The organism is Pelolinea submarina (assembly GCF_003966975.1).
Classification (GTDB): domain Bacteria; phylum Chloroflexota; class Anaerolineae; order Anaerolineales; family Anaerolineaceae; genus Pelolinea; species Pelolinea submarina.
The window spans coordinates 1,653,724-1,674,777 of the sequence record NZ_AP018437.1; the positions used below are offsets into that span (position 1 = coordinate 1,653,724).

Genomic DNA, 21,054 nt, shown 5'->3' on the forward strand with positions numbered 1-21,054 from the left:
TCCAAGCAGCTATGCAAGTTGTTATGCAGAAATCCTGCGCCGATAGCAAAAGATTATCACCATTAAAAATGGCTGTCAAGATTTAAGGGCATAAATTGGATATGAAAAACTATACATTTATATAAATTAGAACGATATTTTGCATGTCCATTCAGTGAGAATAATCCACAGGTATAATTCTTCAAAATAATTAATACGGTCGGGTTCATTTTTTTATAAAAAGACATAGGTGAATCCGTTGTTTCCTGAAGAATTTAGTAAATCGAAAGATGTTGCTCATCCATGAAAGTATATTTTTACACAATCGGCTGCCGCTTGAACCAAAGCGAGATTGAACGCATGGCCGCACAGGCGCGTCTGAATGGGCACGAAGTTGTCCCGGAAGCCGCTCAGGCGGATGTGGTCATTATCAATACCTGCGCGGTGACCCTGGCTGCCAGCGCGGATTCACGCAAAAAAATTCGCCAGGCCGCGCGACAGAGCACCGCACGCATTGTTACCACCGGCTGCTATGCCACCATCGCGCCTAAGGAGCTATTGGCAATCCCCGGTGTGTCGGTAAACTTCAACAATTTTGAAAAGGATGAAATTATCGACAGCGTTCTGGGCGGGAGCCCGGGGGGCGGTGTTTTCATCCCGCGGTTGGCGCTGCCCGGCAAACAGCACCGCACGCGCGCTTTCATTAAAGTACAGGACGGCTGTGATAACCTGTGCACTTTCTGCCTGACCCGCCTGGCGCGCGGCAGCTCCCGCTCACAGACGCAAGCCGATATTTATGAGGATATCCGCTCCGCAATTGAGGGAGACGTGAAAGAAATAGTTCTGACCGGCGTAAACCTGGGTGCCTGGGGCCGGGATCTGGAAGGCTCACCGCGACTGACATCATTAATAGAAGGAATCATCCGTGAATTTGCGCCTGCTCGGCTGCGCCTCTCTTCTCTGGAACCCTGGGACATTTCCAATGACTTCCTTGAAATACTCCGGCTGCCCGGTTTTTGCAGGCATTTACACTTACCCCTGCAATCCGGGGCCGAGCGGACGCTGAAGCGTATGGGACGCCGCAACACCCCTGCGGACTTCTGCATTCTGGTGGAAAAAATTCGGGCAGTGGTGCCTGAGGTAGCCCTGACAACGGATATCATGGTCGGCTTTCCCGGAGAGACCGAGGCGGACTTTCAGGAAAGCCTGGCATTCGTGGAATCCATGCAATTCGCCGGCGGGCATGTATTCAGCTATTCGCTGCGGCCGGGTACCGCCGCCGAAAAGCTGCCTGACCGCGTCGGCGCCGCAGAAAAGAAGATCCGCAGCCAATCCATGCGGACAGTTTTCAATCTGGCTTCGGCGGCCTATCGAAATAAATTCATCGGCAGGACAGAATCCGTATTATGGGAAAAGGCGGTTGAAGCTGGAACGAGCTGGAAGATGGAAGGATTAACAGACACATATTTACGCGTCAATACACAATCCGAACAGGATCTGCATAATCAGTTCTCCGATGTGGTGCTTCGCAAGGTAAGGGGACAAGAGATAACAGGAGTTATAAAACCAGAAAAATGATGTAAAATAGACAAGTTATTTGTCTGACAACTATTGCAAAATTATCCAGGAAATCAGTATGGTATAATTTGCGAGCTATTTTAACAAGGTGATTGAGGTAATTAAGAAATGCCAAAACGGACTTATCAACCCAGAGTAAAACGTCGTGTAAGAGTACATGGATTTCGCAACCGTATGTCAACAGCGGATGGTCAAACTGTATTAAAGCGGCGCCGCGCAAAAGGTCGTTACCAGTTAACGGTCAAGCGCAATAATCATACAAAAAATACCCGCTGGTAAGTAAGCGGTTATAGAATAATCTGCAATTTAATAACAAAACAGCAGGATGTGTGAAGCGAAAATTTCATCTTACCCATGCACGAGATATTCAACGGGTAAAGAGTAAAAATCAGACAGTTTATCACCGCCTATTAATTTTGGTATACGCGCAAAATGAACTGGACATATCCCGTACAGCAGTGGTTGCAAGCAAGAAAGTTGGCAACGCTGTTGTTCGCAATCGCGTTCGGCGCCGCATTTGGGCCGGGGTCGATGAGCTGTGGCCTGAAATAAAACCGGGATGGGATTTAATTTTCTATTCCCGCAGTGCTATTGTAGATGCGGATTATTCGGAAATATTAATTGCAGTCAAACACCTGCTTGGACAAGCCGGTGTTATATAAAACATAAAAAATTTCATGCTAGCTGATAACGAATACCCTAATGAACCTGCATTAAGGGATTTCAAGCTTACAGGGTTGAATTTTCCTCAGTATTTTCTGCTTGTCTGCATTCGATTCTATCAGCACACAATTTCCCGCGCACTCCCTGCAAACACTTGCCGGTTTTACCCCAGTTGTTCCCATTACGGATATCAAGCAATTTATAAACATGGATTTATCAAAGGCGCTTACTTAGCCATATCCCGTGTTTTGCGTTGTAACCCATTCAATCCGGGTGGGTATGATCCCGTACCATGAAAATACGAGACAGGATGAGAAGAGAGAAGAATGAATAAAAAAATATTTAGTTTAATCATACTTACATTAATATCAGCTGTATTAATTAGCGGGTGTACTACGAACTCCGCTGCCAGCGCTTCCAGTTGGCCGGGTATGATGCTTGATAACCAGACCGGTTACCTTGCCTATGGAACCCAGGTGTATGCCCTGGATGTGAAAAATGGCAGCCTCTTATGGAAATACCCTGCAGAAGGCAGCTCCAAGAGTCAATTTTATGCGGCTCCTGAAGTAAGTGATAGTTTGGTTATTGTCGGCGATTACACCAATACGTTGTATGCGCTGGACAAGGAAAACGGTTTTGAGAAATGGCAATTCACGGATGCCGAAGATCGTTACATCGCGTCCTCCTTGCTTAACAATGGAATTGTGTACGCGCCCAATACGGATTCTTATCTGTACGCGTTAGATGACAACGGCAATTTGCTTTGGCGGTTCAAGGCCAACGGGCCTAATTGGAGCAAACCTTTAGCGGATGAAAATCACCTTTATCTAACCTCGATGGATCATTTCCTTTATGTCCTCAACCTGAATTATTCCGAGGCTGAATTGGCGGCTGATAAAGACGGCGGCAAGACGCTGGTCTCGGAGCCTGTCTGGAGCCTTGACCTGGGCACTGCAGTGGTATCCAACCCGGTTCTGGAAGACGGTATCTTGTATGTCGGTACCGTGGATGGTATTGTCTACGCTGTTGACCTGGAAAAACAATCCGTGGTTTGGAAATATACCGTAGAGGATGAGATGGCTTCCATTTGGGGCACCCCCGTGCTGACCAGCGACGCGGTATTCTTCGGGGATGAAAACGGAAATTTGTACGCTGTTGATAAAAAGGATGGCAGTGCGCTTTGGCCTTCCCCATTCGAGACCGGGGCTTCCCTGATCTCCAGTGGAATCACCGTGGATGACAAGGCAGTGTTCGCAGCATCCGACGGGAAGATCTTCAGCATTGATTCCAGCAAGGAACCCAAAACATTGACCACTCTGGACGCGGTTATATATTCGCCGTTAGGTTTCGAAGATGGGAAAATCGTCGTTGTGCCGGCGTCAAGCGAAGCATTGGTTAAAGCAATTGACACCAATGGCAATGAAGTCTGGACTTATTTACCAACTAAGTAGGAGTAGGATATAGCCATGTGGGATACTATCATTATTAAACCGTTTATTGCCGGTCTTTTATTTATCTATGACATGATCGGTCAGAATTTCGGCATTGCGATCATTCTGTTTACCGTGGTGATCAAAGCCATTACACACCCCCTCACCGTTAAACAGATTAAGAGCAGTAAGGCCATGCAGGATCTGCAAACCGACAAAGATTGGTTGGAGATGCAGAAGAAGTATAAGAATGACCGCGATCGCCTGGCCCAGGAACAAATGAAGCTGTATAAAGAGAAAGGCATTAGTCCTTTCGCTTCCTGCTTACCAACATTGATCCAGTTCCCCATTATCATCGGTCTTTATCAGAGCATTATTCAAACCATGGGTAACGCACCACTGCAGATGCTCAACCTGATTCCAAAGATTACACCCTTGTTGTCGAACGTATTTTCGTTCCTGCCGGGGCTGCAGGAACCTATCAGCCTGATCCCACTTCAGAACCACTTCCTGTGGATGAATCTTGGTCAGCCTGAACGGGTCTACATTCCCGGAATATCCTTCGGCATCCCGCTTTTAGCGATTTTTGTGGTGATCACATCCTTCCTGCAGACAAAGTTGATGGCAACGCCTTCCTCCGATCCTCAGTCTCAACAAATGACAGGAATGATGAATTTGTACATGCCTATTTTAATGGGTTGGTTTGCCTATTCCTTTGCATCCGGTTTGGCATTGTATTTTGTGGCGTCCAATGTCATCACCATCATCCAATATGCTGTCTTGGGCAAACTGAATTTCTCAAACCTTAAACGAAAAAAGAAAGTTGAGGTTGTAAAATGATTCAGGATAACGCGATGGAAGATAAGAAGACGACTTTAGAAGTAATTGGACCATCGGTAGAAGACGCTATCGAAAGTGGGTTGGATCAGCTCGGCCTCCCGCGTGATGCTGTGGACGTGGAGGTGTTGGACCAGGGGCAAAGCGGATTTCTGGGGATTGGCAACCGTCAGGTGCGGGTGCGTCTGACTCTGATTAACCATGAGGCGGAAGAAGAAAAAGCCGCCCCGGTTCAAGAAAAAGTTGCCCAAACTGATTTCGAGGATCCGGATGATTTGGACGATTTGGAAATCGCCAAGCGTAAAGCCAAAGATATTGTCGAACACCTTTTAGAATCCATGCGCATTCAGGCAGGTGTCGCAGCTCGGATTTTGGAACCGGAAGATGACCGCGACCATCCCATGGTCTTGATTGAGGTCACCGGCAAGGATTTAAGCATTTTGATTGGCCGTCGGGCAGAAACATTGAACTCCCTGCAGTACATCACCAGCCTGGTGCTGAACCAGCAGGTAGGCCACTGGGTACCCCTGATGATTGATGTGCAGGGTTATCGTTTCCGCCGCGAACGCCAGCTGCGCCAATTGGCGCGGCGCCTGGCCGACCAGGTCATCCAGACCGGCCGTAAACAGGTGCTTGAACCCATGCCGGCCAATGAACGGCGTTTGATTCACCTGGAACTGCGCTACCATCCCTTTGTAACCACCGAAAGTGTGGGTGAAGAACCGAATCGACGAACCACCATCATCCTCAAACCCAAAGAATAGAAACGCTTTGGAAAAAAAATAAATCTAAAAATGAATGGAATTCCCTCGCGAGAGGGGTTCCATGTTTATAGATAGAAACTCATTTGTTGGAGGTATAAAATGCGAGCGGTAGATATCATAATCAGAAAACGGGACCATTTTCAGCTGACCAAGGAAGAGATAAAGTTCTTTATTTCCGGCGTGGTGGATGGCTCCATCCCGGATTATCAGGCTTCCGCCTGGGCAATGGCTGTGTTATTAAACGGTATGACCGATCAGGAAACGACCGAATTGACGCTGGCCATGGCAGAATCCGGCGAAACCCTGGATTTGTCGGAAATCGCTCCCATTGTGGTGGACAAACACTCCACCGGCGGCGTGGGCGACAAAGTTACGCTGGTTGTAACGCCCCTGGTGGCTTCCTGCGGTTTACCGGTAGGCAAGATGTCCGGCCGTGGATTGGGCTTCAGCGGTGGAACACTGGATAAACTGGATTCCATTCCCGGCTATCGTTCAGACTTATCCAAACAGGAGTTTTTAGACCAATTAAAAGAATTCGGCTTTGTCCTGACCGGCCAATCGGCCGATCTGGCTCCGGCCGACCGCATTCTCTACAAATTGCGCGACGTCACAGGAACGGTGGACTCGCTGCCTTTAATCGCTTCATCCGTGATGAGTAAAAAAATCGCGGGCGGCGCCAATGCTATTGTCCTGGATGTAAAAGTAGGTAACGGCGCTTTTATGAAGACCATTGAAGATGCCCGAAAATTAGCTGAAACCATGATTGCCATTGGAAAATTGAGCGGGCGCAAGGTGGAAGCCCTGCTTTCGGACATGAACCAGCCTTTGGGCGTGGCGGTCGGAAACGCGGTGGAATTGCGTGAAGCGATTGATACCCTGCATGACGGCGGTCCGGCAGATTTTCACGAACATTGTTTGGTGATCGCCAGCCACATGCTGCTGTTGGGCAAGAAAGTATCCACGTTGGATGAAGCGCGCGCCATGGCAGAGGACGCATTGAAGTCCGGCCGGGCATGGGAGGAATTCCGCGCGCTGGTCATCCGGCAGGGCGGGGACGTCAGCTTCATTGATCATCCGGAAAAGCTGCCTGGTGCCGCGGTTACATATGAGATGAAAGCGGAGCGTGACGGTTTTATTGCGGAGCTGCGCGCACAGACTGTCGGCGAAACGGCTGTCTCGCTGGGCGCCGGCCGCGCGAAGAAAGAAGATTCCATTGACCTGGGAGTAGGCATGTACGTGCGTGTGAAGGTCGGCGATCAGGTTAAAAAAGGCGACGTGCTTTTCACCATCCTGGCCAAAAGCGAGGCGGACGCGCAAGCTGCTGCCAAACGGCTGGCTACCGGCATCCAATGGTCGGATAAACCGGTTGAACCGCTGCCTTTGTTTTATGCAACGAAAAGCTGAGGTTTGATTTTTTATCCGGATTATGGGATAATCGAATTTTGACAAACGTTGATGGAGAAGAGTAGACCTGCCGGGTCTTCCCAGCGAATCGAGAATGGTGTGAGCTCGAAAAGGTAGGCCGGTTGAAAATCACTCCGGAGTTGTGCCCTGAACACCTTGCGGTAAGTAAGGAAACCGGGATTGCACCCGTTATTGTGCAGAAGGCAATGGAAGTTTATTGCCGGAATCAAGCGCCTGATTATCAGGAAGCGGGGTGGTACCGCGGGAATTAAATCTCGTCCCTGTATTTGGGACGAGATTATTTTTTTATTTGGAGGTTGAATGTTCAAACCTGTATCATCAAAACTCAATGCCAACCAGATGGAGCTGGAAGTCTTGGATTATTGGAAGAAGGAAGATATCTTCCACGCTTCCATCAAAAACCGGGAAGGGAAGACGGAATACGTCTTCTATGAAGGCCCGCCGACTGCCAACGGCATGCCGGGTGTACACCACGTGCTGGCGCGCGTATTCAAAGATATTTTCCCGCGCTACCGTACCATGCAGGGTTATCACGTCATCCGCCGCGGCGGCTGGGATACCCACGGCCTGCCGGTTGAAATTGAGGTCGAGAAGAAACTGGGTTTCACCAACAAGCAGCAAATTGAAGATTACGGTATCGCTGAATTCAACCAGTTGTGCCGTGAATCCGCGTTTAAATATATTCAGGAATGGGAAAAGCTGACCGAGAGGATTGCCTTCTGGGTGGATCTGGATACGGCTTACATCACCTATAAAAATTCGTACATCGAATCCGTGTGGTGGATCCTGAAGAATTTCTGGGAAAAGGACCTGCTGTATCAGGGGTTTAAAGTTGTGCCTTACTGCCCGCGCTGCGGTACGCCACTTTCGGATCATGAGGTTTCCCTGGGTTATCGGGATGCCACTGACCCATCCGTTTATGTGCGCATGCCGCTGGTGGACGACCCCAGCACTTCACTGTTGGTCTGGACAACTACACCCTGGACGCTGCCCGGCAACGTGGCTATCGCCGCGCACCCGAATGTGGATTACGTGACGGTGGAACGCAAGGAAAGCAGCGGAGAAGGTACCGAGAAATTAATCCTGGCCAAATCGCAAATCGAGAGCATCTTCGGCGACGAAGAGGTAAAAATTGTCTCTGAATTCAAAGGCAAGCAGCTCAAAGGGAAGCGCTATCAACCGTTGTACACTTTCCTGCCGCCTGATAAACCGGCTTACCGGGTTGTATTGGCGGATTACGTTATCACTAATGAAGGTTCCGGCCTGGTGCATCAGGCGCCGGCGTTTGGCGCGGATGACATGCAGACGGCCATTGATGAAGACCTGCCGATCCTGATGACAGTAGCGCCCAATGGCACTTTCATCCCCGAAGTCAAGCAGTGGGCCGGACGCTTTGTAAAAGATGCCGATCCATTTATCATCGAAGACCTGAACAACCGCGGTTTGCTTTTCAGGACGGTGCCAATTACGCATACCTATCCTTTCTGCTGGCGCTGCGATACTCCGCTGTTGTACTATGCACGTCCCACCTGGTACATCCGCACCAGTGCCAAAAAGGATGACCTGGTTGCGAATAACCAGAAAGTAAACTGGTATCCCAACCATATCAAGGACGGCCGCTTTGGCAATTGGCTGGCTAACAATATCGATTGGGCCTTAGGCCGCGAACGCTATTGGGGCACGCCGCTGCCGGTATGGGAATGCGAAAGCTGCCATCACCAGGAATGTATCGGGTCTGTGCAGGAATTGTCCGAAAAGACCGGTAAAGACTTGAAAGGTCTGGATTTGCACCGCCCCTATGTGGATGAGGTGGAATATGCCTGCCCGAAGTGCGGCGAGACCATGCACCGCGTGCCGGAACTGATCGACGTATGGTTTGACTCCGGTTCCATGCCGGTGGCGCAGTGGCACTATCCCTTTGAAAATGAACAGGAATTCAAGGAACATTACCCGGCCGATTACATCTGCGAGGCGGTTGACCAAACCCGCGGCTGGTTCTATTCGCTGCATGCTATTTCAACATTGTTATTTGACCAGCAGTGTTTCAAGAATGTGGTCTGCCTGGGTTTGATCCTGGACGGCGACGGGCAGAAAATGTCCAAGACGCGCGGTAATGTGGTCAGCCCGTGGGAGGTATTGGATAAACACGGTGCGGATGCCATGCGCTGGTATCTGTACACCGCCAGCCCCCCCGGACAGGAACGCCGTTTCTCGGCCGACCTGGTCAATGAAGTGCTGCGCAGCTTTACCCTGACGTTGTGGAATACGTATTCCTTCTTTGTCACCTATGCCAACCTGGATGGCTGGCAGCCGGGCAAAGCCGATAAGCCCCAGTACTCCAAGCTGGATGAATGGCTGTTGGCCGAATTGCATGGGTTGGTGCGGGATGTAACCACGGCTTACGAGAATTATGATGTACTGGGTGCCACGCGCCCAATTGAAGGCTTTGTGGATCACTTATCCAATTGGTATTTACGCCGTTCAAGGCGGCGTTTCTGGAAGAGCGGTTCTGACGCCGATAAGGAAGCAGCTTATTCAACTTTGTATGAAGCGCTGGTGATGCTCAGCAAATTGCTGGCACCTTCAATGCCTTTCATCGCGGATGAAATGTACCGCAACCTGGTGGTCAACCTGGATCCGCAGGCGCCGAAATCCGTGCATTTGGCGGATTGGCCGAAGTTCAATGAGGGGCGCTTGAATGACGAGCTGGTAGCGGATATGAACCTGGTCATGAAACTGGTATCGCTCGGTCATGCCGCCCGCAATAAATCGCAAATCAAAGTACGCCAACCCTTGCAGGAAGCCGCTTTCTCTGTCAGCAACATCCATGACAGTGCGGTAATCCATGAATACGCGGATTTGCTGCAGGATGAGCTGAATGTGAAGAGCGTGCGTGCACTCAGCGCGGCCAGCGAAGCTGCCGCTTATGAGCTGGTGCCGCTCCCCAAACAGCTTGGACAGAAATATAAGGACCAATTCCCGCTTATCCGGAAGGCAATTCTCGCGCTTGACCCGGAAAAAGCAGCCGGAATGCTGCTGAAAGGTGAAAACCTGAAAATTTCTGTAGATGGCGAAGACTTCGAGATACTGCCGGAAGAAGTGGAAGTCCGAATGCAAGCCAAGGAAGGTTTTGAAGTTGCTTCCGATGGCGCTTATATCGCGGCTTTGGTTACCACACTCACGGACGACCTGGTCAATGAAGGTTTGGTGCGCGAGTTCGTACGGCGCGTGCAGGAAGCCAGAAAGCAGGCTGATTTTGAAATCGCCGACCGCATCCGGCTGATTTACTCCTGTTCTGCCAAATTGAAATATGCTATTGAATGTTTCAAGGACTATATAATGGACGAAACTCTGTCGGTGGAGCTGGACGGTGAAAATGTACCGAACATCCTGCCGAATCTCAGCGATGAATTCGATGGGGAAACGCTGACGATCTGGCTGGATAAAGCCTGATAAAACGAGTGGGATAAATTCAAGCGAATTTATCCCGCTTTTTATACAAGCATGTTTGATCTGGAAAAGCTGCCAAAGCAAGCCGGCAATTATGTGATTGTGGGGTTAGCCGTAGACCGGTTTTCACTTGATATGAAGAAATTTGGTTTAAGAGAAATGCCGGCCGGTTTTTATCTTTACTGCGGCAGCGCGCATGGCCCCGGAGGATTGAAAAGCCGCGTAAGCCGGCATTTGGATCTGCACACCAAGAAATTCTGGCATTTTGATTCCCTCAAAGAGTACCTGGATTCCACTTGTATTTGGTGGCAGGTTAGTTCTGCGAATTTTGAATGTGAAATCGCGCAATTTCTCTTTTCCTTGCCGGGGGCGAGCTGTGTGGTACCGGGATTTGGCGCCAGTGATTGCCGTAAAGGCTGTTTATCCCATTTGGTATATTTCCCGAATTTGGATTATGTAGAGCAAGCATGGCGGGAGCTTAATCGAAAGACCTGGGATTATCGACAATTATCGTTGAAGCGCGATGAAATCGGTTAAAATCGTAATATAAGAGGTAAATGACATTGAAGAAATTAATAAAAAAATATTGGTTTTTTGTATTGATCGCCGGTACGCTGATTGTGCTGGATCAATGGACAAAGAGCCTTGTGCGTGCGAATTTAGATATGGGTGAAATTTGGTCGCCCTGGCCGTGGCTGTCCCCTTATGCGCGTATTGTGCATTGGTACAACACCGGCGTAGCTTTCGGCATGTTCCAGGACCACGGCATGCTTTTTACGGTTCTGAACAGCATTATCGCCGGATTTATTCTGATCTTTTTCCCGCGCCTCTCAGAAAACGACTGGTTTCTCAAGGTAGCCTTAAGCATGCAGTTCGGTGGCGCGGTTGGCAACCTGATTGATCGTATGACCATTGGTCACGTAACCGATTTTGTTTCCATCGGTAATTTCGCGGTATTCAACGTCGCGGATGCGTCCGTTACAACCGGTGTGGCAGTGATGATTATTGGTTTGTGGATCCAGGAAAAAAAAGAAAAAAACCAAAAAATCTTGATGGATGAAACTCAACATCTTGACAGCAAGCCGGAAATTTAGGTAAAGGTGAATACACTCATTAGAAATTATATTTTTGATGAAGATCAACCCCAGCGGTTAGACCTTTACCTCTCTCATAAATTACCCGAATATAGCCGTTCACAAATCCAGCGTTTGATCAAGACCGGTCAGGTATTGGTCGATGATTTAATGCCTAAGAAATCCGGACAGATGCTCGAAAACGGAGATCGAATTTTAGTGGAAGTTCTCCCGCCTGCACCGCTTGATCTGATCCCTGAACCAATTGATATTCCCATCTTATTTGAAGACGAAAATGTTTTGGCAATCAATAAACCTGCCGGAATGGTGGTGCATCCTTCGGCCGGCCATTCCAAAGGCACATTGGTGCATGCCGCCCTGGCTTATACGCCATTTCTGGCCGGCATTGGCGGAAAGATGCGTCCGGGGATTGTTCACCGCCTGGACAAAAATACTTCCGGTATTATTCTGATAGCGAAGAATGAAGCTTCACATAAATGGCTCCAACAACAATTCAAAGACCGCTTAGTAGTAAAGAAATATCTGGCTCTGGTGGATGGCCGCCCGACCACCCCCACAGGCCGTATCATTGCGCCTCTTATGCGTGATCGAAACAATCGCAAACGCATGGCAATCGCACCGGAAGGTGAGGGGCGTTATGCGGAGACGGAATATCGGACTTTGCGGGACTATAAATCGCATACTTACCTGGAAGTACATCCATTGACAGGGCGTACTCACCAAATTCGCGTGCACATGGCCTCCATTGGCTGCCCGATTGCCGCGGATACTTTGTATGGGTATCGGAATCCTTCCGTGAATTTGGATCGCCACTTCTTACATGCTTACCAACTCAGCATTTGTTTGCTGGGAGAGAAAGAACCGCATCATTTCCTGGCCGAGCTGCCAGTGGAATTGACGAATGTTTTAGAAAAATTATTTTAACAATGGAGTTCAGATGGCATTTAAAAATGGAATTATAGATTTACGTTCGGATACGGTTACTCACCCGACAGACGAAATGCGCGCGGCCATGGCCGCTGCCCCGGTTGGCGACGACGTTTATAACGAAGACCCAACCGTGATTCAACTGGAAAAATTGGCGGTAGGAAAGACCGGCAAAGAAGCCGCGCTGTTTGTGGCATCCGGCACCATGGGCAACCTAATCGCTGCCATGGTGCATTGCGGTCGTGGCGACGAGGCGGTCATGGGAACCAGCGGACATACCTTTCTGCATGAGGTAGGCGGTATTTCCGCTTTGGGCGGTATCTTCCCATCACTAATTCCCAATCAGGAAGATGGAACCCTGGCTATTGAAGATATTCAAAAAGCTTATCGTGATGATGATATTCACCATCCGCCCTCCCGGTTATTAATCGTGGAAAATACCCAAAACCAATGCGGCGGAATCCCGCTGAGTGTGGATTACATGCATTCCGCAGCGACCATCGCCCACAGCCTGGGGATGAGTGTGCACCTGGACGGCGCACGGGTCTTTAACGCGGCCAAGGCACTGAACTGTTCCGCGGCGGATATTTGCGTGCCGGTGGATTCGGTGATGTTCTGCTTATCCAAAGGATTGTGTGCGCCGATCGGATCAATGCTGTGCGGTACCCAAGAGTTCATTGGCAAAGCGCGCAAGATCCGCAAACAGTTGGGAGGCGGCATGCGCCAGGCAGGCATTATTGCCGCGGCCGGCCTTTTGGCTATTGAAAAGATGGTTGATCGTTTGCCGGAAGATCATCAAAATGCCAAAGACCTGGCGGCCGGATTGAAGGGTATTAGAGGACTGACCATTGTTAAAGGCGGGCCGCAGACCAATATGGTTTTCTTCCGCATCGCGCGTGATTTTCCCAGAACAGCGGATGCGATCAAGGAGCAGCTAAAAGCGCGTGGTGTGTTGGTGGGGTTATCCGGCCCGGGTGAATTCCGGCTGGTTACCCATTATTGGATAAATGCGGAGGATGTCGCGAAAACCATTCGGGAAATAAAGACTGTAATTGAAGGCTGATAATCACATTTGCGCATTCTGGTTTTGTTATAATGAATTTAATAATGTTATCTGAATTTATTAACAGGAGCGAGCATGTCTGAATTTATCACCTTGGAAATGATAGATCAAGCGGTAGAAGTAATTCGCGGCAAGACACATCACAAACCCAAAATTGGGTTGATCCTTGGCTCTGGTTTAGGTGACTTAGCAGAATCAGTGAAACCAGCTGATTATATCGATTATAGGGAAATTCCTAATTGGCCTCGCTCAACAATTCAGGGACATAAAGGTCGTTTAGTAATTGGGGAGCTGGAATCCAAATCGGTCCTGATCATGCAAGGGCGGGCTCACTACTATGAAGGCTACTCCATGCCAATAGTAGGTTTCCCAATCCGAGTGATGATTCGTCTGGGAATTGAATATCTGATCGTGACCAACGCGGCCGGTGCGGTAAATCCGGAATATTTACCGGGTGATTTGATGCTGATTAATGACCATCTTTCCATGATCGGTATGTTCGGATTAAATCCGCTGCAAGGTCCCAATATCGATGAATTTGGAGAACGTTTCCCGGACATGAGCCGGGCGTATGACCGGGAATTACTTAAGATTGCCAAAGAAGCCGCGGCAGAAAAGAATATCGAGCCGCGCGAAGGGGTGTACGTCTGCCTCTCCGGCCCGTCTTTTGAAACTCCAGCGGACCTGCGCTTTTTGCACACGGCCGGTGCGGACGCGGTGGGTATGTCCACTGTTCCGGAAGTCATCGTGGCTCACCACGGCGGTATTCGGGTTTTAGGCATCTCCGGTATCAGCAACAAGGCTAACCTGGACGGTTCCAACGTGACAACCCATGAAGAGGTGCTGGAGGCAGGGAAAGTCCTGGTGCCGAAATTGGATGCAATCATTCGCGGTGTACTACGCCGTATTTAATAATATGATAAATCGGCCAAAGGATGTGCCGGTTATACAAGTGAATAATGGAAGAATTATTTAGATTCTTAGCCACATACGAAGTGGGGATTTATATCGTTATCGGTGTGATTGTATTAATTTACTTAAAACGCCTGATAGACGCCGGTATTGCTTTAAAAAAAGCTCAATTTGGTTTGGAGCGCGAGGTAGCGCAAAAAAGCCTGCGATTATCCGTGACAATCATTGTTTTGGTAGCGTTGGTGGGTGTGTCAAACTTTATTCTGATTTCGGTGGCTTCTATCAAATTTCCCGGTATTTCCCGAATTGCGACACCTACCATTGATTTAAATGTAACTCCGGAACCGGATCAGGCAGAAGTGACCCAAACACCGGAATTTTTGAAGCAAACGCAGACTGCTATCGCCTTAACCGGCTGCATTCCTGGAGAGTTGGAGTGGGTTCAACCGATCTCCGGGGATGAGGTTAGCGGGTCGGTGGAATTGAAAGGCACTGTGAACATCCCGAATTTTGGATTCTATAAATACGAATACCAAATGCAGGGCGAAGATTTATGGACACCCATTTCGGCCGGGAATAGACCGGTCATTGAGGACTCATTTGGCGGCCGTTGGAATACGGACCAACTGGAACCGGGCAATTATTCACTGCGCTTGGTTGCGTTGGATAATCAAAATAATTTATTAAAACCTTGCGTAATTGACGTGAAGGTAATACCACAATAGAATCTATGGCGGAGATACTAATTCGACAAGCTGTTTCACCCGATATCGAGCTGTTATCGCGATTTGATCATACTGTTAAAACAGAGTGTGTTTGGCAGATGACACAAAATGTGGAATCGGGTAGGATAGTGACAACCTTTATTGAAAACCATCTTCCCCGTGAGATGCGTTTGACTTACCCGCAATCTCCGGATAGCCTGGTTGAGCGGTGGAAAAATTATTCAAGCGTTCTAATCGCTTGTATCAATACAGTACCTGTTGGGTATGTAACGTTTTCGGCAATCTTTGCATCGGACATGCTTTGGGTAAAAGATTTGGTCGTCGATGAACTTTGGCGCAGAAAGTCAGTAGCAACAACGTTAATTCAGGCGGCCAATAGTTGGGGAGCGTCCAGACATTTTTCCCGGATGAGTATTGAAATGTCTTCAAAGAACTTTCCCGGCATTAGCCTGGTCAAAAAATGTGGGTTTGAGTTTTCGGGATATGATGATAACTTCTTCAATAATAATGATATCGCTTTGTTCTTTTCGCGATACATTAAGTAGTAGCCTATGAGTAATTTGAGTGGTTTAGAAACGCTATTAAAAGCCATCAGCGATATTTTGACTGCTGGCGTTGCCATTATTTCTTTCTCGCTCTTTATCTACGCAGTGACGTTCAAGCTGCATGATAAAGTAACCCTGTCGTTTACTTTCTTAATGCTTTGCATCGTGGTAATTTTCGGAGCTGATTCTTTCATTACTGTTACCCAGGATGCGGGCTCCCTGCGGTTTTTGTTGAAAATCCATTGGCTGGGAATTGTCCTTCTCCCAACAGCGTATTTCCGTTTTTCAGACGGCTTATTATCCATGACCGGCAAACCCAGCCGGGGCAGACGCAGCCTGATTGGGAATTTGTGCATCGTTATCAGCTTAGCATTTGCGGCGCTGTTATTCACCAACCTTTTAGTTGGTGTGGTCATTATGGATCGCCCGCCGGCGCCTTATTTAGAGCGGACTATCTTCAATGACCTGTTCAGCGCCTTTTTCTTTATCACCATGTTTCTGTCCTGGTACAACTATATCCGGGCTTATCGGCGCACGGTCACCAGCACCAGCCGGCGGCGCATGCTTTACCTGATTATCAGTGCTGTTGGGCCGGCGCTTGGTTCTTTCCCATATCTGTTGTATGGATCCGGATTTGCCGCGCAAATGCCTTTGGTTTTCTGGCTGCTCTCCATTATTTCAAATGCAACGGTGTTTATCACGCTGATAACCATGACCTACGCGGTTTCATTTTTCGGGTTTCCATGGACTGACCGCGTGATTAAGAGCCGTTTATTCCGCTGGGTAATGCGCGGGCCGACAACTGCCAGTATAACGTTGGGCGTGACGACCATCATCAACCGGCTGGGAAAATTGTGGCAGGTGGATGTCTCCGCGTTGATAGTGCTGGCAATGGTGGCAGTGATCGTCATTTTTGAGTATTCCATCACGTTGTTTGCGAATATTTGGGAAAGATTCCTTTTCTCGAAAAACGATCGCGAGGAATTGGAACAGATCCGCTCGCTGGAGGATAAGCTCCTGACCAGCAACGATGTCCGCCAATTCACTGACCTGATTCTGGCGACGATTTGCGATCTGCTGCAGGTACAGGGCGCGCACCTTTTTGTGATAAATGGCAATGGTAATGGAATGGATGTACTCGCAGGTAAGATGTCGCAAAATTATTCAGATCGCAGGGGAGAATTCCTGAGTCTGGCTGCCGGTTTTGAAGATCGGGAGAATGTAATTGTTCCTGGTAATGATGGATGTTCAATCCTGCCGCTGTTTTTTGCTCCGAACGATGGTTCCCCGGAATTGATGGGTGTAATCCTGGTCGAGGATTTTGACAATTCCCGTATGGATCCCGAGAAACAGACTTCAGCCGGAAAATTGACATCCCGGTTGGCATTGGCACTGCATGACCGTAAAGTTCAAGAAAACCTGTTTGTCTCATTGGAGATGTTGACACCGCAAGTCTCGATTATTCAGGATCTGCTGGCAACATCCCGATTCAATCAGGAAAAAATTTATGATGAAAGTCCTATTACAGATACGCAGGAGGTGGATAAGTGGGTTAAAGATGCGCTTGATCATCTTTGGGGAGGGCCAAAGCTATCTCAGAACATGCTGTTGAGATTGAGGTTGGTTGAAGAAAAAACTGTAATGGAGAAGGAATCGCCGGTAAATGCGTTGCGTGAAGTACTCCGTTCGGCTATCGATCAGCTGAAACCCGAAGGGGAACGTCAATATACTAATGAGTGGATTTTATATAATCTTTTAGACTTAAAATATTTATCCGGATGGAAAGTGAAAGATATTGCACGAAAGTTGTCCTTATCAGAAGCAGATCTTTATCGAAAGCAGCGCATTGCGATTAGCGCTGTTTCAAATCTAATCATTAATATGGAAAAGAGCATCACAGAAAAGAATAATTAAATCATTGTATTTTGGAGGGTGGTTATGAACATAAAACGGGAAAGTGATGATAAAGGTACTGAGCAAATGCAATTTGATCAGGGTTGGTGGGATTTTGTACTATCGAATGAACCGGTTCAACATAACGATGAATCCGGTAGTCCGAATTTGAAAAAGAATCCTCGGGATTTCGATGACGGCAATGATTGGGTGTATATCGAAAAACTTTATCAGAATGATGTCATCATCGAGGTAACAATCATTGGTTATAACAAGGGTGGCTTGCTGGCGAAGGCTGACAAATTACAGGGATTTATACCGGTATCGCATATCCTTTATGAAACCCAACCGGAAAAAACTCAGGACCAATTGGATTTATTCAAAGAGCGGGTAGGCAATATCACCAAGGTAAAGGTTATTGAATGCAACCGCGCTCTGAATAAAGTGGTTCTCTCTGAAAGAGCTGCCCAGACCGAAAATGGCAAACGTAAAGAATTGATTGCCAGTTTGGTCCCCAATTCAATTGTTCAGGGGAGAGTGACGAATATCACGAATTTTGGTATTTTCGTTGATCTGGGCGGGGTGGAAGGTTTGGTGCATATTTCAGAACTATCCTGGGGACGAGTTCGGCGGCCGGAGGATCATGCCAAACTGGGCGATATGATCTCGGTATTAATCCTATCTATCGACCCGAAGGATATGCATGTAGCCCTGAGCATCAAGCGCTTGAATCCAAATCCGTGGTTTGAACTGGAGCGTAAATACCAACCGGGAGACATAATCAGTGCCAAAATCTCGAAAATCCTGCCGTACGGGGCATTTGCGGAATTGGAAGAAGGCGTTGAGGGGTTGATCCATATTTCGACGGTAGAAATGAATGATAAGATTAAAGACCTGAATGAAGTATTTAATGTTAACCAAACTGTGTTTGTAGAGATTTTGCATATCGATTCAAAAAAACACCGTTTGGGTTTGGCGCTTTCAAAAACAGAAAAATAGACTATGGTCAATACGAGAAAACCACAACCTCCTGAGAAAAAAAACATCGGAAACGTACTGGCTCAGACAATAAAAAGATTCGGGCAGGATGTGGTTGGTATCCTTATTGTTAGTACAGCGATAATCACCGCGCTGAACATTTTGGGCCTGACATCCGGCACAGTCGCAAATTTGTGGACGGATTGGATCGTTAACGGATTTGGTTGGGGGACTTATATCCTGGTTGCGCTGGTTATTTATATCGGGCTGCTGATCCTTTTTCGGCGGATTGAACAATTTCCCCGGCTGAACCTTAAACGGATTATTTCTCTGGAATTATCTCTTTTCTCAATGCTGGCTCTTTTTTCCGCATTTTTCGGCTTTTCAGTTGACAGGGCACATTTGGGTTTGGACGGTGGTGTAATCGGCTGGGGGTTGGCAAGCATTTTTAAAGGTTTCTTAGGAAATGTACTGGCTACCGCGCTTTTATTAGTGGTGTGGCTGCTGACTACTTTAGCGGGAATAGGTTTTTTACTTCCACTTTCCCGTAAATTGGATCGTTATTTTAACCGTGTACTGCAAACAACAGTAAATAATGACTTCTCGCAGGATTCATCGGTTGAATCTGATTTGGAAGAAAAGCAGCCGGCGCCTACAGAAGGGACTTATCCGCAAACCGCAACGCCTGCGGCGGCCGCGCCAACCCGGCAATTGGCACTCCCTCCAATGGACTTGTTGCTGGATGCTCAAACTTCAACTTCGGATGAACCCTTTATTCATGCCAAAGCCATCCAGATTGAAAAAACTCTGGAAGAATTCGGCATTCCCGCCCGCGTGGCCGGATATCGGGTAGGGCCTACCATCATCCAATATGCGGTTGAACCGGGATATGTTGAAAAGGTCAACGAAGAAGGCGATATCGTTCGCAAGAAAGTCAGGGTTTCCCAAATCTCCGGGTTGAGTCGGGATTTGACCCTGGCTTTAGGCGTTGATCGTCTGCGTATTGAGGCGCCAATTCCCGGACATTCCTTTGTTGGAATTGAAATTCCCAATACCAGCAGCAGCCTGGTCAGGTTGAAGACAATTCTGAATAGCGTTGAGTTCAAAGCCAAACCCGCTCCGTTGAACCTGGCGTTGGGTTTGAACGTTTCCGGCGCGCCGGTTATTGCCGATTTGACCCGTATGCCGCATGTGTTGGTGGCAGGGACAACCGGCTCAGGTAAATCCGTCTGTATCACTTCGCTGATCGCTTGTCTGGTGATGAACAATACGCCGGACGATTTGCGCATAGCTATCTTGGATCCCAAGATGGTTGAGTTATTACGCTTCAACGGCCTGCCGCACCTGATGGGTAAGGTGGAGACGCAGTTGGATCGCATGCTGGGAGTGCTGGCCTGGGCAATTAAAGAAATGGATGACCGCTATAAAAAGCTGGAAGCGGTGAATGCCCGCGATTTGGAAGCTTATAACGCTAAAATGGCTCGGCGGGGCGGGGAGCATCTACCCAAGATCGTTATTTTTATTGATGAATTGGCCGATTTAATGCTTTCCGCGCCTGATTCAACCGAAGGTTATCTGGTCCGTCTGGCGCAGATGGCGCGCGCGACCGGTATTCATCTGGTGGTAGCCACCCAACGCCCCAGCACGAATATCATTACCGGGTTGATAAAAGCCAATTTCCCGGCTCGCATTTCTTTCATGATGGCTTCGTCGGTGGATTCACGCGTGATCCTGGATGCAAACGGTGCGGAAACGCTGATGGGGCGCGGAGATATGCTTTTCCTCGATCCTGAAACAGCCGGGTTGAAACGCGCACAGGCTGTGCTGGTGGATGACCGCGAAATTGAAAATATTATTGCCTATTGGAAGAATGCCACACAAACAGAAACACCTGCTGAGGAACCTGCGCCCTGGGAGGGTTTGGTGCCTTCCATGGGCGATGATGCCGATGATTTGATAGAAGAAGCGATAAAACTGGTACGGCAGGAAGGCCATACATCCACTTCACGGTTACAGCGGAAATTGCGCATCGGATTCCCGCGGGCTGCGCGCTTGATGGACGAATTGGAAGAGCGCGGTATTGTCGGCCCGGTAGAATCGGGCGGCCGTGAACGGGAAGTTCTCTTCGATGATCCCCCTGATGAACCCGAAGCGTACTAATCTCTCATAGAAAGTTGACTGCAATAGCATAATGACATTCACTGATAAATTACGGAAATTCTTTGCGAATTTTCTGAACACCATTGGCGGCTGGCTGCTGAAAACCGGTATCAGCCCCAACACCATTACTATTACAGGTGTGATATTTAATGTTGCAGCGGCTTATTTTATCGCAACCGGCAGTTTGCGCCTGGGAGGCTTGATTGTGGCTCTGAGCGGCCCGCTGGACGCGCTGGACGGCACACTGGCGCGCTTGAAGCAAAACAACCGGCCTTTTGGCGGACTGCTGGATTCGGTAGCAGACCGCTTTTCAGAAATGGCTATTATGTTCGGTCTATTGCTGTATTTCTTCGGCAGGGGACATCTATTGGGGGTGATTTTAGTATTTGCTGCGCTGACCGGCAGCGTGATGGTCTCTTATGTGCGCGCGCGGGCTCAATCCCTGGGCTGTGATCCCAAAATCGGTTTGCTGACACGCGTGGAACGATACCTGATCACTTCTCTGTGCCTGCTGTTCGCACAACCTTTAGCGGGGTTATGGGTATTGGCGGTGTTCACTTATGTAACTGTTTTTCAGCGAATATGGTTTTCCTGGAAAGAATTGCATTAGAATTGTTAGATACCTATTTTG

At 48.5% G+C, this 21,054-nt stretch carries 20 protein-coding genes and 1 other annotated feature; all 20 genes read left to right on the forward strand.

The annotated features are described in order from the left end of the window. The first annotated feature begins 282 nt into the window (after nucleotides 1-282). The 20 genes from mtaB to Pelsub_RS07310 all read left to right on the forward strand — a co-directional run bounded on the left by mtaB (nucleotide 283) and on the right by Pelsub_RS07310 (nucleotide 21,033). A complete protein-coding gene (mtaB, locus tag Pelsub_RS07215; protein WP_116224398.1) occupies nucleotides 283-1,557 on the forward strand; it encodes a tRNA (N(6)-L-threonylcarbamoyladenosine(37)-C(2))-methylthiotransferase MtaB in 1,275 nt (424 codons plus the stop codon). 108 nt (nucleotides 1,558-1,665) lie between these two features. Continuing rightward, on the forward strand, nucleotides 1,666-1,836 hold the full coding sequence (gene rpmH / locus Pelsub_RS07220) for a 50S ribosomal protein L34 (RefSeq protein WP_116224397.1): 171 nt from the start codon (nucleotides 1,666-1,668) through the stop codon (nucleotides 1,834-1,836). Between the two features lie 50 nt (nucleotides 1,837-1,886). Further along, nucleotides 1,887-2,219 carry a ribonuclease P protein component gene (gene rnpA / locus Pelsub_RS07225; RefSeq protein WP_158675026.1) on the forward strand — a complete coding sequence of 111 codons (333 nt, stop codon included), beginning with the start codon at nucleotides 1,887-1,889 and terminating at the stop codon, nucleotides 2,217-2,219. Nucleotides 2,220-2,294: 75 nt separating this feature from the next. Next, nucleotides 2,295-2,516 (forward strand): membrane protein insertion efficiency factor YidD, encoded by a 222-nt coding sequence (gene yidD, locus Pelsub_RS07230; protein ID WP_408635083.1) that lies wholly within the window; start codon nucleotides 2,295-2,297, stop codon nucleotides 2,514-2,516. Between the two features lie 135 nt (nucleotides 2,517-2,651). After that, a complete protein-coding gene (locus tag Pelsub_RS07235) occupies nucleotides 2,652-3,671 on the forward strand; it encodes a PQQ-binding-like beta-propeller repeat protein (RefSeq protein WP_158675027.1) in 1,020 nt (339 codons plus the stop codon). A 15-nt stretch (nucleotides 3,672-3,686) separates the two neighbouring features. Further along, nucleotides 3,687-4,490, forward strand: coding sequence for a YidC/Oxa1 family membrane protein insertase (locus tag Pelsub_RS07240; RefSeq protein ID WP_116224393.1), 804 nt, complete (start codon nucleotides 3,687-3,689; stop codon nucleotides 4,488-4,490). A gap of 14 nt (nucleotides 4,491-4,504) precedes the next feature. Continuing rightward, nucleotides 4,505-5,251, forward strand: a complete 747-nt coding sequence (jag, locus tag Pelsub_RS07245) for an RNA-binding cell elongation regulator Jag/EloR (RefSeq protein ID WP_158675028.1) — start codon at nucleotides 4,505-4,507, stop codon at nucleotides 5,249-5,251. Nucleotides 5,252-5,350: 99 nt separating this feature from the next. Then, nucleotides 5,351-6,655 carry a pyrimidine-nucleoside phosphorylase gene (locus Pelsub_RS07250; protein WP_116224391.1) on the forward strand — a complete coding sequence of 435 codons (1,305 nt, stop codon included), beginning with the start codon at nucleotides 5,351-5,353 and terminating at the stop codon, nucleotides 6,653-6,655. A 39-nt stretch (nucleotides 6,656-6,694) separates the two neighbouring features. Continuing rightward, nucleotides 6,695-6,941: a binding site (T-box leader), on the forward strand. A 35-nt stretch (nucleotides 6,942-6,976) separates the two neighbouring features. After that, nucleotides 6,977-10,129, forward strand: a complete 3,153-nt coding sequence (ileS, locus tag Pelsub_RS07255) for an isoleucine--tRNA ligase (protein ID WP_116224390.1) — start codon at nucleotides 6,977-6,979, stop codon at nucleotides 10,127-10,129. A 51-nt stretch (nucleotides 10,130-10,180) separates the two neighbouring features. Then, nucleotides 10,181-10,663: a GIY-YIG nuclease family protein gene (locus Pelsub_RS07260; protein WP_116224389.1), complete on the forward strand. Its 483-nt coding sequence runs from the start codon at nucleotides 10,181-10,183 to the stop codon at nucleotides 10,661-10,663. A gap of 20 nt (nucleotides 10,664-10,683) precedes the next feature. After that, a complete protein-coding gene (gene lspA, locus Pelsub_RS07265) occupies nucleotides 10,684-11,220 on the forward strand; it encodes a signal peptidase II (RefSeq protein ID WP_116224388.1) in 537 nt (178 codons plus the stop codon). A gap of 6 nt (nucleotides 11,221-11,226) precedes the next feature. Beyond that, nucleotides 11,227-12,144 carry an RluA family pseudouridine synthase gene (locus tag Pelsub_RS07270; RefSeq protein ID WP_116224387.1) on the forward strand — a complete coding sequence of 306 codons (918 nt, stop codon included), beginning with the start codon at nucleotides 11,227-11,229 and terminating at the stop codon, nucleotides 12,142-12,144. Between the two features lie 13 nt (nucleotides 12,145-12,157). Continuing rightward, on the forward strand, nucleotides 12,158-13,210 hold the full coding sequence (gene ltaE, locus Pelsub_RS07275; protein ID WP_116224386.1) for a low-specificity L-threonine aldolase: 1,053 nt from the start codon (nucleotides 12,158-12,160) through the stop codon (nucleotides 13,208-13,210). A 75-nt stretch (nucleotides 13,211-13,285) separates the two neighbouring features. After that, entirely contained in the window at nucleotides 13,286-14,122 is an 837-nt protein-coding gene (locus Pelsub_RS07280; RefSeq protein WP_174233251.1) for a purine-nucleoside phosphorylase, read from the forward strand. A 47-nt stretch (nucleotides 14,123-14,169) separates the two neighbouring features. Further along, entirely contained in the window at nucleotides 14,170-14,847 is a 678-nt protein-coding gene (locus Pelsub_RS07285; RefSeq protein ID WP_116224385.1) for a hypothetical protein, read from the forward strand. Nucleotides 14,848-14,852: 5 nt separating this feature from the next. After that, nucleotides 14,853-15,392: a GNAT family N-acetyltransferase gene (locus Pelsub_RS07290; protein WP_116224384.1), complete on the forward strand. Its 540-nt coding sequence runs from the start codon at nucleotides 14,853-14,855 to the stop codon at nucleotides 15,390-15,392. 6 nt (nucleotides 15,393-15,398) lie between these two features. After that, the gene (locus tag Pelsub_RS07295) at nucleotides 15,399-17,306 is read left to right on the forward strand and encodes a hypothetical protein (protein WP_116224383.1); all 1,908 of its coding nucleotides are present in this window, start codon (nucleotides 15,399-15,401) and stop codon (nucleotides 17,304-17,306) included. Between the two features lie 24 nt (nucleotides 17,307-17,330). After that, nucleotides 17,331-18,284, forward strand: coding sequence for a 30S ribosomal protein S1 (locus Pelsub_RS07300; RefSeq protein ID WP_116224382.1), 954 nt, complete (start codon nucleotides 17,331-17,333; stop codon nucleotides 18,282-18,284). Between the two features lie 3 nt (nucleotides 18,285-18,287). Then, nucleotides 18,288-20,423, forward strand: a complete 2,136-nt coding sequence (locus Pelsub_RS07305) for an FtsK/SpoIIIE family DNA translocase (protein WP_116224381.1) — start codon at nucleotides 18,288-18,290, stop codon at nucleotides 20,421-20,423. A gap of 31 nt (nucleotides 20,424-20,454) precedes the next feature. After that, the gene (locus Pelsub_RS07310) at nucleotides 20,455-21,033 is read left to right on the forward strand and encodes a CDP-alcohol phosphatidyltransferase family protein (RefSeq protein ID WP_116224380.1); all 579 of its coding nucleotides are present in this window, start codon (nucleotides 20,455-20,457) and stop codon (nucleotides 21,031-21,033) included. The last annotated feature ends 21 nt before the right edge of the window (nucleotides 21,034-21,054 follow it).